Below are 14,180 nucleotides of genomic sequence, written 5' to 3' on the forward strand. Positions count from 1 at the left end.
ATTATATAATCTGTAAACAAAAAAAACAACAGATTACTCAAAGGATGTTTTGTGATTGTATGTGTCATAAACAAACATATATAATATATGTGAAGAGGTATTCCAATTGAATAAAGGAAGGAGAATAGCTATGAAAAAGTCAATTCAATTGTTGGTGGTACTCTGTATTTTTGTAATAACGGGCTGTAAAACAAATAAAGAACGTTATTTATCTATTACAACGAGTGGATATGATAAGAAAGGGAATGTAGTAGTGAATATCTATGAATATTCATTATCTTCTAAGAAAGTGACTAAAAAGTATACTTCTTCTAATCCGCTTGGTGTCTACTCTAAATCTAATAATGCTGTATACTATGTTGAAGAAGATAATAGTGGTGATTATCTGTATACTTATGATCTTGATACAAAGAAATCTAAAAAGTTGTCTGGTGGTTTAACCGCAATGAATCAGATTATTCCTATAGATAATAATATCTATGTATTAGGCGTAGAAAAAGGTCAAAGATCACTCAAGCCTTATCGTTATAATATAGAAACAAAGAAGTTCAGTAAGATTAAGGCAGAAGAGGATTTAGATTTTGATCATATGGTCTATGATGTTTTCAATCATGATTTATATCTATGTGCAAGTAATCAAAAAGAAGAAGATCAGGCACTAGAGGAAGCAAATGCGGGTAAGGGAAGTAAGTATATTGCACCTAATACGCATATTTATCGTTTGAAGAATAATCAACTCAAACGTATTTATACTACAAATCGCAAGCTAGTCTATAGAATGCTTCCAATGGAAAATGGAAATCTTGCATTTACTGAAAGTGACACCATTCCAGCTTGGAATCCTCAATATCATACATATACATTAGATACAAAAACAAATAAGAAGAAAGCAGGAATTAATCTTGATGAAATTATGGATGTAATACAATATGCTTGTTTTAGTTCTTCTCATCAGATTATTCTTCTTAGCAACAAAGATAAACATCAAGGTATATATACATATGATATTGATTCAGGTAAAACTGAATTATTGTATGAATCTAAAAATGAATTGATTAATAGTTTTGAATTATTAGAATAAACAAAAATACCCACAGCTCTTAACTGTGGGTATTTAGATAATAAAAAAATAGACCTAAGTCTATCTTCTAATCGTATGGAGCGGGTGATGGGAATCGAACCCACGTAGTCAGCTTGGAAGGCTGAAGTTCTACCATTGAACTACACCCGCAAATGAAAACGATCTTTCAATCGTATGTTGAGATATGGTGACCGGTACGGGATTCGAACCCGTGAATGCATGCGTGAAAGGCATGTGAGTTAACCGTTTCTCCAACCGGCCACTGGCGCTTGAAGAGGGATTTGAACCCCCGACCGATCGGTTAACAGCCGATTGCTCTACCGCTGAGCTATTCAAGCACTTCAGAATGCTTGTTTATATTACCATGCAGATACGCCTTTTGCAACCCTTTTTTTGAAAAAAATGCATTTTTTTGTGTAGTTTTATTATGTTTAGCCGTTTTAAGCCAAAAAAATAAGATTTTGCTAGGCAAAATCTTATTCGTAGATACCACCGTGACCCCATTTTTCAAATTCAGAGATAGTAACATACTGATTTGAAGCAGGAATCTTTGTAATTTTTACTAAAGCTTTAGTAAGTTCAGAGACAAACTGTTGTTTCTGTTCATCTGCATAATGACCTTTTAAGTACAATGTGATCATCATACAGTTCGCTTCCTGGCCTTTAAAATAAATAAGCTGATTGTCTTCAATATGAATCATGAATGTATCTACTGATTCACCAGGAAATACTGTGATTAACTTTCCTACAGTAGTTTTTAATTCAACTTCCTGAGAAAGAGTCAATGTCTTGTTTGTTCGTAATGCTAAATATGGCATAGTTCATTCTCCTTTACAATTCATGCTATACCATAGTATACAACTTTTTTTGATTTATTACTATATTTATGACTTTTATAATAAATTATGATCTAAACAGTAGTGATACACACCATCTTCTGCTACAGATAAACATATATCATCCGCAATAGCCTTCACATTATCTGTTGCATTCCCCATTGCAACTCCTGTTCCTACTGCTTCTAACATCTCTATATCATTTGTTCCATCACCAAACGCAATAGCTTCACTAGGACTGAAATGATAATACTCTAATACCTTATGTATACCATTACCCTTTCCACCACCTGCTGGAATAATATCCACTGCTCTATTCCACCATGCTGTAATTTGTGCACCTTCTACATTCTTCATTAATGCATCATATTCATTCTCATATCAACCACACATGATCTGATAGATATCTTCATTCACAAGTGTATCAAAGTCTTCTGATACATTTACTTTCTGTTTAGAGAATGCATAATAATCATTTAAGTCTTGATCTGTGCCATTGGCTTTACTATTATCTTTACTTGCAAGAGAGACAGATCTATTAATAGAAGATGCATTATCTATAATTCTTAATACATCTTTATGTGGGATAGGATGACTATACAAAACATGTCCTTCCTTATCAAAACAATAAGACCCATTAAAAGAAAGTATGGCATCAAATGTCACTCCTTCAAAAGTAGGCACACTTAAAGGATGTCTTCCTGTCGCAATACATACCTTTATGTTATTAGCCTGTAATCTTTGTAATGTTTCTATAGTAATATCAGAAACACTGCGTGTTTCCATATTACTTAAAGTTCCATCAATATCAAAAAATGCAATCTTAATCATACCAATCCCTCCATGAATCCATTCTAACATAAAAAGAGAGGTTTACCCTCTCTTAGTCTAACTGTTGACAGAAATCTTTCAGAACTTTATATGATTCCTCTAGTGCTTTCTGCTCATCTTCTTTCATATTTATTTCTACGATTTCCTTAGCTCCTGTCTTATCAATAATAGTAGGAACACTTAGGAAGATATCATTCATACCATACTGCCCATCTAAATGCACAGATACTGGATAAATTCTATTTTCATTGAAGAGAATAGATTTCACGATAGCTGTAGTTGCTGCCGCAATACCATAACATGTATTTCCTTTACGGTTAAAGATCTGCCAGCCATCTTCAATAACAGCATGTCTTAATGTTTCCTTAGTGGCATCCTTAGTACGTTCTGCATTATCCTTTAATACATCTTCTACACTCTTACCACCAATAGTTGCACTAGACCATGTCACCATTTCTGAATCCCCATGTTCACCACATACATATGCTGATACACTCTTTGCATCTAAATGATACATATCAGCTAAACGACAAGATAATCTTGCACTATCAAGAGTTGTACCACTACCAATTACCTGGTTCTTTGGTAAACCTGATTCCTTCCATGTAATATAACTCATAATATCTACTGGGTTAGATACAATAATAAAGATACCATTGAATCCTGAAGCCATTGTAGAATTTACAATAGACTTAATAATCTTAATACTTGGTGCTAACATCTGTAAACGGTCATGCGAATCTTTAGGCATTGGTGCTGATGCTGTAATGATGACTACATCTGCATCCTTACAATCAGAATAATCCCCTGCTTTTACTTTAATATTTCTATTCATGAAGTAAACTGACTGCTGCATATCTAATGCTTCACCATATGCTTTTTCTTTATTAATATCAATTAATACAATCTCTTCACAAAGTCCCTGGTTAATAATTGAGTAGGCAGTTGTAGCACCTACATTACCTAAACCAACAATAACTACTTTAGAATCCTTAAAACTCATATTAGTTTTTCCTCCTTGAATTGTTAATATTGTAGCACAACTGTCTGATCAAATGTATAATAATTACCAAGAGAGGTTCGAATATGAAAACAAAAGTACTATTAAAAAAGGGTGAAGGCCGTACTATTAATGCAGGCGGTTTATGGATTTATGACAATGAAATAAAAGAGATACATGGACATTTCAAGAATGGGGATATTGTGGATGTATATGCCCATAATGAGTATCCATTAGGAAGAGGTTATATTAACCAGAATTCTAAGATTAGAATTCGTTTAATGACTAGAAATATTAATCAGGAGATTGATTCTGATTTCTTACGTATGAGATTACAGAATGCCTGGGATTATCGTAAAACAACAGTGGATACTTCTAGTTGTCGTCTTGTGTTTGGCGATGCTGATTTCTTGCCAGGTTTAGTAATTGATAAGTTTGAAGATGTATTAGTTGTACAGTCTCTTGCATTAGGTATTGATGCCTTTAAGGAAGAGATTGTAGAACTTATGAAGGATATTCTACTACAGGATAGCATTACTATTAGAGGTGTATATGAACGTAGTGATGCCAAGGAACGTACTAAGGAAGGTATGGAAAGAGTTAAAGGATTTATTGGTGAACCTTTTGATCCTCATATTGATATTGTAGAGAATGGTGTTAAGTATCATATAGATGTCGCAGAAGGACAGAAGACTGGTTTCTTCCTTGATCAGAAATATAATAGACTTGCAATACAGAAATTATGTAAGGATGCAAAGGTACTAGACTGTTTTACTTATATTGGTACTTTTGCACTCAATGCTGGTATTGCAGGAGCTCAAAGTGTTTTAGGTGTGGATGCATCTCAGTTTGCGGTAGATCTTGCAAATGAGAATTCTAAGTTTAATGGTTTAGAGAATACTGTTAAGTTTGAGTGTCATGATGTATTTGATTTCTTGCCAGAATTAGAGGCTCAGGGAGAGTTATTTGATATGGTTATATTAGATCCCCCTGCTTTCACAAAGTCTCGTGCATCTATTAAGAATGCGATTAAAGGCTATCGTGAAATTAATATGAGAGGTATGAAATTAGTAAAAGACGGTGGATATCTGGCTACATGTTCATGTTCTCATTTTATGGACTATGATACATTTACTAAAACTATTGGACAGGCTGCAAAGCTTGTACATAAGAGATTAAGACAGGTAGAATTTAGAACACAGGCTGCAGATCATCCTATTTTGTGGAATGGTGATGAGAATAGCTATTACTTAAAGTTCTATATCTTCCAAGTTGTTGATGAAAAGTAATGAATAGAAAAAAAACGGTAATGCTTGATTTATCTAAAGAAACAGCAGAAAATCGGAATTTGAAGCGGAGGTATGTATTATGAATATAGGATTTTGGTCGTGTATAATTTTGGTATTACTATTTCTGATTATAGGTGTGTTATTTGCGATTTTTAAGGAAAAAGCAGCAAAATTTGTTTCAGGATTTAATTCATTTTCTAAAGAAGAACAGGCATTGTATGATAAAGCTCATATCTCTCGTGATATAAGAAATCAGTGCTTTATGTGGGCTATTATAATGTTGGCAGGAGCATTATTATCCTGCTTTTTAACCCCATATATAGCTATACCAACCTATATTATTTGGTTAGTTCTGTTTTTTAGAGAAGTCCACTTTGATAATCATAAAGCGTTTGAAAAATATTTATTAAAGTAAATTCCAGGTTGTTGATAAAAAGTAAGAAAAGATGATGACTCGTTTGGTCATCATCCTTATCAGTTATAACTTACATTTTTGGCTATTTTCTCTATTTTGTCAGTTATAACTGACAAAATAGAGATTTGCATATGAAATTTAAGTTATATATGTAATATAATATGCGTAGTAACAAGGAAAGGGGGCTGAGATTTATGATTAAACGTGAACTCTATATGAAACGTATACGACCATTTATTGGGTCGAATCTCATTAAAGTGATGACTGGAATTCGTCGTTGTGGGAAATCTGTCATGTTAGAACTAATTAAACAAGAACTTATAGAATCAGGTGTAAATCCAATACAGTTTATCTCCATCAATTTTGAAGACTTAAGCTATTCACATTTACAGACAGCCAAATCTCTTCATGATGAAATTACCGATCGTGCCAAGGATATCGATAGCAAGGTCTACCTCTTTTTTGATGAGATTCAGGAAGTGAAAGATTGGGAGAAGTGCATTAATTCTTTTCGTGTATCATTGGATTGTGATATCTATATCACTGGATCAAACGCAAAGCTATTGTCAGGTGAACTTGCCACTTATTTAGGTGGAAGATATGTAGAGTTTGTCATCTATCCATTTTCTTTTGGAGAATTCATAGAATTATATCGTCCAATCAACCCTGATGCTTCAATCCAACAATGTTTTCAAAAGTATCTCATTACTGGAGGTATGCCCTATCTTGCGAATATTCGTTATGCGGATGAACCTTCTAAACAATATCTTCACGACTTATTTAACTCCGTCCAGCTTAAAGATATTGTGAAATGCAATAAAATACGTGATGTAGATTTACTAAAACGTATTATTGCATATGTCATCGCGAATGTAGGTACAACCTTCTCTGCAAATTCTCTTGCGAAGTTTCTCAAAAGTGAACAACGTACTGTTGCACCAGAAACAATCCTAAACTATATCAAATATTGTTGCGATGCTTATCTGTTCTATCAAGTGAAACGAGTTGATCTACAAGGCAAACAGATACTTTCTACAAATGAAAAGTATTATATTGCAGATCATGGTATCCGTGAAGCTGTTTTTGGAGGCAATATGCGAGATATAAATCTCATTCTAGAAAATATTGTCTATCTTGAATTATTACGTCGAGGCTATAAAGTGACTGTTGGTAAAACAGGAGAAAAAGAAATTGATTTTGTATGTGATAAACATGGTGAAAAGTTGTATGTTCAGGTAACATATCTCTTAGCATCAGAAGATAGAATTAAACGTGAATTTGGTGCATATGATAATATCCGAGACAATTTCCCTAAGTATGTCGTTTCTCTTGATGAATTTGATATGAGCCGAAATGGTATTAAACATCAAAATATTCGTGATTTCCTTTTGGCTGAACAATGGACATAGTAAGAGCAAATCAATCATAGAGTAATAAACCCGTTTTGAATTATTGACAAAATATTCAGAACAACATATATTAATTCTAGTGATCGTTCTGTAGAAACTTGCGAAGCCTACAGGCGGGGGAGAGTTTATATTACTCTCCCTCTTTTTTATTATATGATCATTAATTAGAAATCTCTGTTACTTATAACCAAGAGAAATAAATGATTTCCTATATCCATCAAAATTATGAGAACTCTATAATAACTAAATCAAATACGAGTTCTTTTTGCTATAATTGAGGTAGGAGGTGCCCTATGAATATTATTCAATTTAATCAAGTTAATGGTACAACTATCGATAATATAGAAGGACAAACACGTTTTGGATATGCAATAAGTGATTATGTTGAATTCTATGAATTCCATAAGAACCATAAGGGTTCTATGATATCTTTCTATGATTTTGAGAACGGTAAGGTTATTCAGCCTTTTAAACGCCAGAAGAATGTATTATATGGAAAGCCTGTATTCCTAAACAACTACTTCTATTTCTTACAAGGAGACTACAACAAAGGAATCATTACTCTCTATAAGTATTTACCAGATGAATTATTAGAAACTGTTACAGAGCTTAATATCAAGAAAATAAACACATATAACTTATGTATCATAGGTGAAAATGTGCATATTATAAGTCAAGATGAAGAGTTGGTTTGTTATTATCCGAGAAAGTTCCATTTTAAGATGGATCCGCAGGAGAATGTACTCACTATTGATGACAATAAGATGTACCTATCTAAGTGGATAGAAAATGGATGGGATGATTTCAATGACTGTGCATCAGAGAACTATGAATATTATGAAAAGGTTGTTGTAAGAGATTTGAAAGGACATAAAATATCAGAAGAAAAAGGATGTCTACAGAGGCATAACAATACATGGTGGATATCATGAAAAAGATGGGTGTATTAGTTATTATATTGATATTATTTGGTGTGTATTGTTTTAATTCAAATAAAAAGACCTTAGATCTGCCTGATACATCTAAGGTGGAATTTGGACATGTACATGGTGGTGCAATGACTACTGTCTATGAATGTGATGAAAGTAAAATCTCTTCTTTGATTAAGGATATAGAAGAAAAGTCATCTTATTCAAAAGAGTCAGTAAACGATAACCCAAATGGTGTTGATTATATCAAGGTGAAAATGGATACAAAGACATATTATATCTGTGAAAGAAATGGAAAGACTTATATAGAAGAACCTTATAATGGAATATGGAAGATTCCTTCTGACTTATATAAGACTATTAAGAATAATAAAGATAAGCTGATAGTGGAGTACGAAGATTAATATAGTTTTAAACTATATATAACTGCATATTATATGTATTTCTCAATGGTAAAGATGGTTGTTATAATACAATCACAAACCAAGGAGGAATAAGAAATGGGAAATGTACCTTTTAGATATGATTTTGTAGGAAGTTTTTTAAGACCACAGGCTTTGAAGGATGCTAAGGAAGCATTGGATAACGGACAGTTATCTCAGGAAGATTATGATCATATTGTAGATGAAGAAGTTGTAAAAGTAGTTAAGAAACAGAAGGAATTAGGATACCATGTGATCACTGATGGAGAATTCAGAAGAACATTCTGGCATTTAGATTTCATGTGGGGATTTGAGGGTGTTGAACATAAAAATACTGGTAATGGTGTAAGATTTAATGGTGAACTTGCAGTATTGGATGATACTTATCTTGTAGGTAAGATCAAGGCAAAAGCACATCCTTTTGTAGAATACTTTAAATTCTTAAAACAGTTTGAAGATGAAAACACAGTAGCTAAGTATACTATTCCAGCCCCTGCACAGACTTTCCAGCAGATGATTGTACCTGCTAACTTTGAAACTACAAGAAAGTTTTATGCCACAAATGAAGAACTCATTCATGATATTGGTGTGGCTTATCAGGATGTGATTAAACAGTTCTATGATGCAGGATGTCGCAATCTACAGTTAGATGACTGTACTTGGGGTGCGATTGTAGGAGATGCCGCAAAACAGAGATATGAATCTTTAGGAATTGATTTAGAAGAAGTAAAGGCTGAATTACTTGCAGTCAATAACCTTGCATTAGAAAATAAACCAGAAGATATGGTGATTACATCACATATCTGCCGTGGTAATTACCATTCTACATTCTTTGCGAAAGGTCCTTATAATTCTGTGGCTGATTATGTATTTGCGAAAGAAAATGTGGATGCTTTATATCTAGAATATGATGATGAAAGATCTGGAGGATTTGCACCTCTCGCAAAAGTATCAGAAGATAAAAAGGTTGTATTAGGGTTGATTACAACTAAGACACCTGAATTAGAAGATAAAGAAACAGTGATTAAGAGAATTCATGAAGCAGCTAAGTTTATTCCACTAGATAGACTCTATTTAAGTCCACAATGTGGATTCGCTTCTTGTGCAATTGGTAATAAGTTAACTGAAGAACAGCAGTGGGCTAAATTAAAATTAGTCAAAGAAATTGCCGAAGAGGTATGGAGATAAGAACTTCGAAAGAAGTTCTTTTTTAATATATAAAAAGAAGTAAGATCACTCTTACTCCTTACATCATTGAACAGCCGCCTCTGTTGCCACCACGTTTATCATCTACTTCATAGTGAGCATTGAATTCTCTGTTGATTTCATCTAATTCTTTTAAACCATCAATATACGCGTCATACATAGAAATGATGCCCTGTGAACAACCATCACATAAGCCATCTACTATGCCTAATGCATCATTCACAATTTGTTCTCTCTGTTCTCTTGTTGTATTCTTGATTAAAATATCTTCTTTGATCATAGTAACCCCCTGTATTGTCCTTTGTCCTTATTTTTAAATTTAATTGCATTCACAGGACAATGATGTAAACATCTTAAACACATCATACACTGTTCTTTCTTGAATGTCACATGCTCTTTGATTTCTATCGCCTGTTCAGGACATTCTTTCGCACATAAGCCACAATGAATACAAGATTCATTGATAGTGAGGTTATATGTTTTTCTTACCTGTTTATATTGAAACGAACAGGCCTTATTAATAAGAACTGGGACTGTTCCTTTCAAGTAGTCACCTATTCTTCTTTCCTTGATCTGTGTAATGATTTCTTCTATTTGAGAGTCTATTTGAGATTCTATCTTTTCATTTTTAGATGCATCATACATAGGAATATATGTATCCACCATTTTTACACCATACATAGCATAAAAACCTGTCCCCTTTTTCTGCATGATCTTGTTGGCCTCTTTCCCAATATTACCTGGTTTACCACCATAAGTGACTACAAGATACAAATATGATTTGGAAGAGACAGACAATCTTTCTAAGAAATCCTTCACAATATCAGGTAACCCAAAGAAATAAACAGGTGTGACTATACCAATCATTTCATCCTGTTTAATACCTTGAGCTGATTCAATAGATTGCATTGTATCCTGTAAGGACTTTGAAAGTACTTCTGCCACATAGTGACTATTTCCTGTTCCACTAAAATAATAAATCATTGTATTTGCTCCTTTGAAAAAAGGAAACACATTGCGTTTCCTTATGGTCTCATTCCTAATCCACCTTCAAGAGTGATTGTTTCACCAGTCATATATTTGAAGTCTGGAGAAGTTAATTGTACAACAACACGTCCGATTTCTTTTTCATTGTCACCAAAATGTCCCATAGGTGGTGTATGAACATTTGCCTTGAATGCTTCTGGATAAGCTTTTTCAAACTTTTCAAGCTGTGCAGTCCAAGCAAGTGGGCATACAACGTTTACGTTGATACCATCTGCAGCCCATTCAGTTGCAGCAACACGTGTTAAACCACGGATACCTTCTTTTGCAGCAGCATAAGAGCACTGACCTTTGTTTCCGAATAATCCAGCACCAGATGCGAAGTTTATAACTGAACCTTTTGTTTCTTTTAAGTATGGATAGCATGCTTTCATATAATAGAATGCTGCATATAATCCTGAATACATAGCTAAATCAAACTGTTCTGTAGTATGTTCTGCAAGAGATACGCCAGATGCACTTGCCTGCGCATTATTGACTAATACATCTATATGACCAAACTTTTCAATTGCCTTTTCAACAACTGCTTTTACTACTGCTTCATTATCAGCACCTGCATTCACATCAGCCTGTACTGGAAGAACTTCTACATTATAAAGTCTTTCAATTTCTTCTTTTGCATCTTCTAGTTTCTTTAAGTTACGTCCAGTGATGACAATATTTGCGCCTTCTTTCGCAAATGCTGTTACGATACCATAACCAATAGAACCGCAAGTTCCATCTTCAAGTACAGCACGTCCACCACCAGTCACAATGACAGTCTTACCTTCTAAAAAGCCCATATTATTTACCTTCTTTCTTTTAATTTAAAAGCGTTAATATAATAATATATGAATCAATCATAAATGTGTCAAAATATGATACATCTTAATTAATTCCTTTATCTACTTCATTCTTGCTTGGAATGCTGAACATTTCATTACTGATGATATTTTCAGGATCATCCACACCCTGATTCAACAACATAATAAGTGATACCCAGACAAAGATATCATAAGGGTTAAAATACTTATTCTTTTCTAGGAAACGGAGCTTTGACTGCGCAAAGTTTACGATGTTATCTCTATTTTCTATAATAAATTCATCGAGTTCGTGAACATACATATAGCCTAGATTATGGAATCTTTTTACAACTCTTAATTCAGATATAATATACGGTTCTTCCTTAACTGAGATATTAAACTGTTCACAGATAATCTGTGTTAATTCACTCATAATAGGAGAATCATGGTAATAAGTCATGAGAGAGTTATAGTTCAAATCTGTCTTTAATACCTTCTCTATATGATCAATGCCCCTATTATATTCTTCTATATCATCTCTTATATTCACAAATTCTTCATCTAGAATTTCTAGAGTCGCACTCAGTCTTGTGAGTCTTCTACGAATATCCTTAGGAATTTCATATTGTGACTTATACCCTAGACCATGTTCTACTTCAGCCCAAGAATGTTGGAGAATGGTTCTAATCTGTATTTCAAAGACTATATGACGATAATCTGAGTATTCAATCATATTTAGTCTTGCTTCATTATATTTTACTAGTAAATGAAGAGAGTTATAACCGAAATCAATACGGTCATCATAGTTCTTCTTTCTCTTATCATTGTATTCCACAATATCAAAGTTCTGTTTAATCAACTTATAAATGACATCAATATCTGATTCAAACAATGTAATAATACGACAAGCAACGATATCTGTAATATCATTAACATCCTTGTACTTATGTTTTAAACAGATCTTACGCCTTAATGCGTCTTCTGTTTTAATACGTATCGCAAAATTAGAAATCTTTATATTATTCTTTGTAATGATATTTTCTATAATGTCTGTAATATCATGTTTTAATGAACGATAGAGATTCTGGTTATCATAATATTGCTGGATGATATGATCTTCAATTCTTTTATCCATCTTTTACACCTCTTAACTATCATACATATGATACATTAACTTAATGTGAAGAAAAAGCGAAAGATTAATTCTTTCGCTTTTGGTAGTTTCTTAAGTAATATATACCAGCCACACCCGCAATAATAAATACTATAGATGTAAGTTGGGCCATACGGATAGGACCTAACATAAGTGAGTCTGTACGTAATCCTTCCACAAATACTCTCACAATACCATAACCGATAAAGTAAGAGAAAAACTGTTCACCTGTACATTGTGCTTTCTTCTTAACTACAAGAACAATCACAAGAAAAACAATCAAGTTTCCCAATGATTCATAAAGGAATGTAGGGTGATGATAAGCTCCCTCAATATACATATTATTAATAATAAATTGAGGAAGATGTAATAGTTTGAGGAAGTTTAAAGAAACCGCTGAGCCAAATGCTTCATGGTTAAAGAAGTTTCCCCAACGACCACATGCCTGTGCAATGAGTACACCTGGCATAATCGCATCTCCTGCCACAAAGAACGGAATATCCTTCTTTTTAAAGAAGTAATAGCTATAGATGAGTGCTGCTATGATTCCACCTTGTATCGCAAGTCCACCATGCCATATCGCAATAATTTCTTCAGGATGAGACATATAGAGTTCTTTCCACATGAAGATGACATACCAGATACGGGCACCGACAATTCCTGTCATGAGTACTCCAAAGAAGTAATCTGATAAAATTTCAGAACTATAGCCTAATTTCTTAAAATTGTACTGACCTAGCAGATAAGCAATAAATGCACCAATAATGATACATACTGCATACATATGAATCTGCAGACCACCGATTTTAAGAAATATATTATATTCTGGAAAGAATTGCATAACTTACACCTGCTTACTTTTAATGTTTTCGAGGATTCTATTCACAAATTCTTTACTTGAATCAAATCCAGAATCCTTAAGCTGCATATTCATAACAGCCGCTTCAATAATAACTGACATAGAACGTCCACCAGTTACTGGTACAACGATCTTAGGAATAGGAACTGAAAGAATATCTTCTGTAACATCATCTTCTTCTACTCCAATACGTCTATATTCACGAGATGGTAACCATCTTTCTAACTGAATAATAAGGTCTACCTTTTCTTTTGGAAGAACACTCGCAGCTCCAAACATCTTAGAAGCATCAATAACACCAATACCACGGATTTCTAATAGATTCTTTAAAACTGTTGGTGCTTTCCCAATAATAGACTGCCCAATATGATAGAGTTCTACTGCATCATCCGCAATCAACTGATGTCCTCTCTTAATAAGTTCAAGTGCGATTTCGGATTTACCAATACCACTATCCCCTTTGATAATAACACCTTTACCATAAATATTTAAGAATACACCATGAATCTGTGTTTCAGGTGCTAATAATTCATCTAATTTACCCATTAAGTTAATAGAAACTCTTCCTGTTGCCATCTCTGTTTCAAAGATTGGGAAGTTTCTCTTACAAGCAATATTTCTAAGTATTTCTGGAGCTTCATATCCCTTTGCGATAATGATACAAGGTGTTTCATCATTCACTAACTTAGAAAAACAAGCCAATTGACTTTCCTTAGTCATTTCCTTAATAAATATATTTTCTTTATCACCTAATAGAATAATTCTTCTAAAATCACTATGCTTAAAGAAGCCGGCAAGTTCAAAACCAGGACGATTTATTTCTGCGACAAACACTTCTCTTTCTAAAGATTCTTCATCTCCAGATACACGTTTATAGGCTGGATTATTCATCAAGTCTTTTAGTTTTACGGACTTTCCCATAAA

At 33.5% G+C, this 14,180-nt stretch carries 15 protein-coding genes, 3 tRNA genes and 1 pseudogene; 7 read left to right on the forward strand and 12 right to left on the reverse strand.

What is annotated here, in order from left to right:
* The first annotated feature begins 130 nt into the window (after window positions 1-130).
* Entirely contained in the window at window positions 131-1,081 is a 951-nt protein-coding gene (locus EAI80_RS01925) for a kelch repeat-containing protein (protein WP_129980578.1), read from the forward strand.
* 76 nt (window positions 1,082-1,157) lie between these two features.
* On the opposite strand, the gene EAI80_RS01930 is transcribed toward EAI80_RS01925, so the two are convergent.
* The 6 genes and pseudogenes from EAI80_RS01930 to EAI80_RS01955 form a co-directional block, all read right to left on the reverse strand.
* Window positions 1,158-1,231, reverse strand: a tRNA-Gly gene (locus tag EAI80_RS01930).
* 35 nt (window positions 1,232-1,266) lie between these two features.
* Window positions 1,267-1,342: transfer RNA gene (locus tag EAI80_RS01935), tRNA-Glu, on the reverse strand.
* Window positions 1,343-1,344: 2 nt separating this feature from the next.
* Window positions 1,345-1,419: transfer RNA gene (locus EAI80_RS01940), tRNA-Asn, on the reverse strand.
* A gap of 138 nt (window positions 1,420-1,557) precedes the next feature.
* The gene (locus EAI80_RS01945) at window positions 1,558-1,899 is read right to left on the reverse strand and encodes a tautomerase family protein (protein WP_129980744.1); all 342 of its coding nucleotides are present in this window, start codon (window positions 1,897-1,899) and stop codon (window positions 1,558-1,560) included.
* Between the two features lie 75 nt (window positions 1,900-1,974).
* Window positions 1,975-2,778 (reverse strand): annotated as a pseudogene (locus EAI80_RS01950) (HAD family hydrolase).
* Window positions 2,779-2,800: 22 nt separating this feature from the next.
* Entirely contained in the window at window positions 2,801-3,751 is a 951-nt protein-coding gene (locus EAI80_RS01955) for an L-lactate dehydrogenase (protein WP_129980745.1), read from the reverse strand.
* An 83-nt stretch (window positions 3,752-3,834) separates the two neighbouring features.
* Between EAI80_RS01955 and EAI80_RS01960 the strand changes: the two genes are divergently transcribed.
* The 6 genes from EAI80_RS01960 (at window position 3,835) to EAI80_RS01985 (ending at window position 9,400) form a co-directional block, all read left to right on the forward strand.
* On the forward strand, window positions 3,835-5,037 hold the full coding sequence (locus EAI80_RS01960; RefSeq protein ID WP_129980746.1) for a class I SAM-dependent rRNA methyltransferase: 1,203 nt from the start codon (window positions 3,835-3,837) through the stop codon (window positions 5,035-5,037).
* A gap of 79 nt (window positions 5,038-5,116) precedes the next feature.
* Window positions 5,117-5,452, forward strand: coding sequence for a DUF3784 domain-containing protein (locus tag EAI80_RS01965; RefSeq protein WP_129980747.1), 336 nt, complete (start codon window positions 5,117-5,119; stop codon window positions 5,450-5,452).
* Window positions 5,453-5,646: 194 nt separating this feature from the next.
* A complete protein-coding gene (locus EAI80_RS01970) occupies window positions 5,647-6,861 on the forward strand; it encodes an ATP-binding protein (RefSeq protein WP_129980748.1) in 1,215 nt (404 codons plus the stop codon).
* A gap of 293 nt (window positions 6,862-7,154) precedes the next feature.
* Window positions 7,155-7,793 carry a hypothetical protein gene (locus EAI80_RS01975; RefSeq protein WP_129980749.1) on the forward strand — a complete coding sequence of 213 codons (639 nt, stop codon included), beginning with the start codon at window positions 7,155-7,157 and terminating at the stop codon, window positions 7,791-7,793.
* The gene (locus EAI80_RS01980; RefSeq protein ID WP_161220264.1) at window positions 7,790-8,194 is read left to right on the forward strand and encodes a DUF5301 domain-containing protein; all 405 of its coding nucleotides are present in this window, start codon (window positions 7,790-7,792) and stop codon (window positions 8,192-8,194) included. The genes EAI80_RS01975 and EAI80_RS01980 overlap by 4 nt, the downstream gene beginning before the upstream one ends.
* A gap of 96 nt (window positions 8,195-8,290) precedes the next feature.
* Entirely contained in the window at window positions 8,291-9,400 is a 1,110-nt protein-coding gene (locus EAI80_RS01985) for a 5-methyltetrahydropteroyltriglutamate--homocysteine S-methyltransferase (protein ID WP_129980751.1), read from the forward strand.
* A gap of 58 nt (window positions 9,401-9,458) precedes the next feature.
* Here the strand turns inward: EAI80_RS01985 and EAI80_RS01990 are convergent, their stop codons facing one another.
* The 6 genes from EAI80_RS01990 to hprK form a co-directional block, all read right to left on the reverse strand.
* Window positions 9,459-9,698, reverse strand: coding sequence for a hypothetical protein (locus EAI80_RS01990; protein ID WP_006505362.1), 240 nt, complete (start codon window positions 9,696-9,698; stop codon window positions 9,459-9,461).
* Window positions 9,695-10,402, reverse strand: coding sequence for an EFR1 family ferrodoxin (locus EAI80_RS01995; protein WP_129980752.1), 708 nt, complete (start codon window positions 10,400-10,402; stop codon window positions 9,695-9,697). The genes EAI80_RS01990 and EAI80_RS01995 overlap by 4 nt, the downstream gene beginning before the upstream one ends.
* 41 nt (window positions 10,403-10,443) lie before the next feature.
* Window positions 10,444-11,244, reverse strand: a complete 801-nt coding sequence (locus tag EAI80_RS02000; protein ID WP_129980753.1) for an SDR family oxidoreductase — start codon at window positions 11,242-11,244, stop codon at window positions 10,444-10,446.
* 85 nt (window positions 11,245-11,329) lie between these two features.
* A complete protein-coding gene (locus EAI80_RS02005) occupies window positions 11,330-12,379 on the reverse strand; it encodes a hypothetical protein (protein WP_129980754.1) in 1,050 nt (349 codons plus the stop codon).
* Between the two features lie 64 nt (window positions 12,380-12,443).
* The gene (gene lgt, locus EAI80_RS02010; RefSeq protein WP_129980755.1) at window positions 12,444-13,238 is read right to left on the reverse strand and encodes a prolipoprotein diacylglyceryl transferase; all 795 of its coding nucleotides are present in this window, start codon (window positions 13,236-13,238) and stop codon (window positions 12,444-12,446) included.
* Between the two features lie 3 nt (window positions 13,239-13,241).
* Complete coding sequence (hprK, locus tag EAI80_RS02015; protein WP_117458104.1) at window positions 13,242-14,177, reverse strand: HPr(Ser) kinase/phosphatase; 936 nt, start codon at window positions 14,175-14,177, stop codon at window positions 13,242-13,244.
* Window positions 14,178-14,180: the final 3 nt, after the last annotated feature.

Origin of the sequence: Catenibacterium sp. co_0103 (genome assembly GCF_004168205.1) — a bacterium.
In the GTDB taxonomy this organism is placed as follows: Bacteria; Bacillota_I; Bacilli_A; order Erysipelotrichales; family Coprobacillaceae; genus Catenibacterium; species Catenibacterium mitsuoka_A.

Bases quoted from the DNA above. Each gene is read 5' to 3' on its own strand.
- EAI80_RS01925 (WP_129980578.1), top strand. From the start codon at position 131: ATGAAAAAGTCAATTCAATTGTTGGTGGTACTCTGTATTTTTGTAATA.
- EAI80_RS01945 (WP_129980744.1), bottom strand. From the start codon at position 1,899: ATGCCATATTTAGCATTACGAACAAACAAGACATTGACTCTTTCTCAG.
- EAI80_RS01955 (WP_129980745.1), bottom strand. From the start codon at position 3,751: ATGAGTTTTAAGGATTCTAAAGTAGTTATTGTTGGTTTAGGTAATGTA.
- EAI80_RS01960 (WP_129980746.1), top strand. From the start codon at position 3,835: ATGAAAACAAAAGTACTATTAAAAAAGGGTGAAGGCCGTACTATTAAT.
- EAI80_RS01965 (WP_129980747.1), top strand. From the start codon at position 5,117: ATGAATATAGGATTTTGGTCGTGTATAATTTTGGTATTACTATTTCTG.
- EAI80_RS01970 (WP_129980748.1), top strand. From the start codon at position 5,647: ATGATTAAACGTGAACTCTATATGAAACGTATACGACCATTTATTGGG.
- EAI80_RS01975 (WP_129980749.1), top strand. From the start codon at position 7,155: ATGAATATTATTCAATTTAATCAAGTTAATGGTACAACTATCGATAAT.
- EAI80_RS01980 (WP_161220264.1), top strand. From the start codon at position 7,790: ATGAAAAAGATGGGTGTATTAGTTATTATATTGATATTATTTGGTGTG.
- EAI80_RS01985 (WP_129980751.1), top strand. From the start codon at position 8,291: ATGGGAAATGTACCTTTTAGATATGATTTTGTAGGAAGTTTTTTAAGA.
- EAI80_RS01990 (WP_006505362.1), bottom strand. From the start codon at position 9,698: ATGATCAAAGAAGATATTTTAATCAAGAATACAACAAGAGAACAGAGA.
- EAI80_RS01995 (WP_129980752.1), bottom strand. From the start codon at position 10,402: ATGATTTATTATTTTAGTGGAACAGGAAATAGTCACTATGTGGCAGAA.
- EAI80_RS02000 (WP_129980753.1), bottom strand. From the start codon at position 11,244: ATGGGCTTTTTAGAAGGTAAGACTGTCATTGTGACTGGTGGTGGACGT.
- EAI80_RS02005 (WP_129980754.1), bottom strand. From the start codon at position 12,379: ATGGATAAAAGAATTGAAGATCATATCATCCAGCAATATTATGATAAC.
- lgt (WP_129980755.1), bottom strand. From the start codon at position 13,238: ATGCAATTCTTTCCAGAATATAATATATTTCTTAAAATCGGTGGTCTG.
- hprK (WP_117458104.1), bottom strand. From the start codon at position 14,177: ATGGGAAAGTCCGTAAAACTAAAAGACTTGATGAATAATCCAGCCTAT.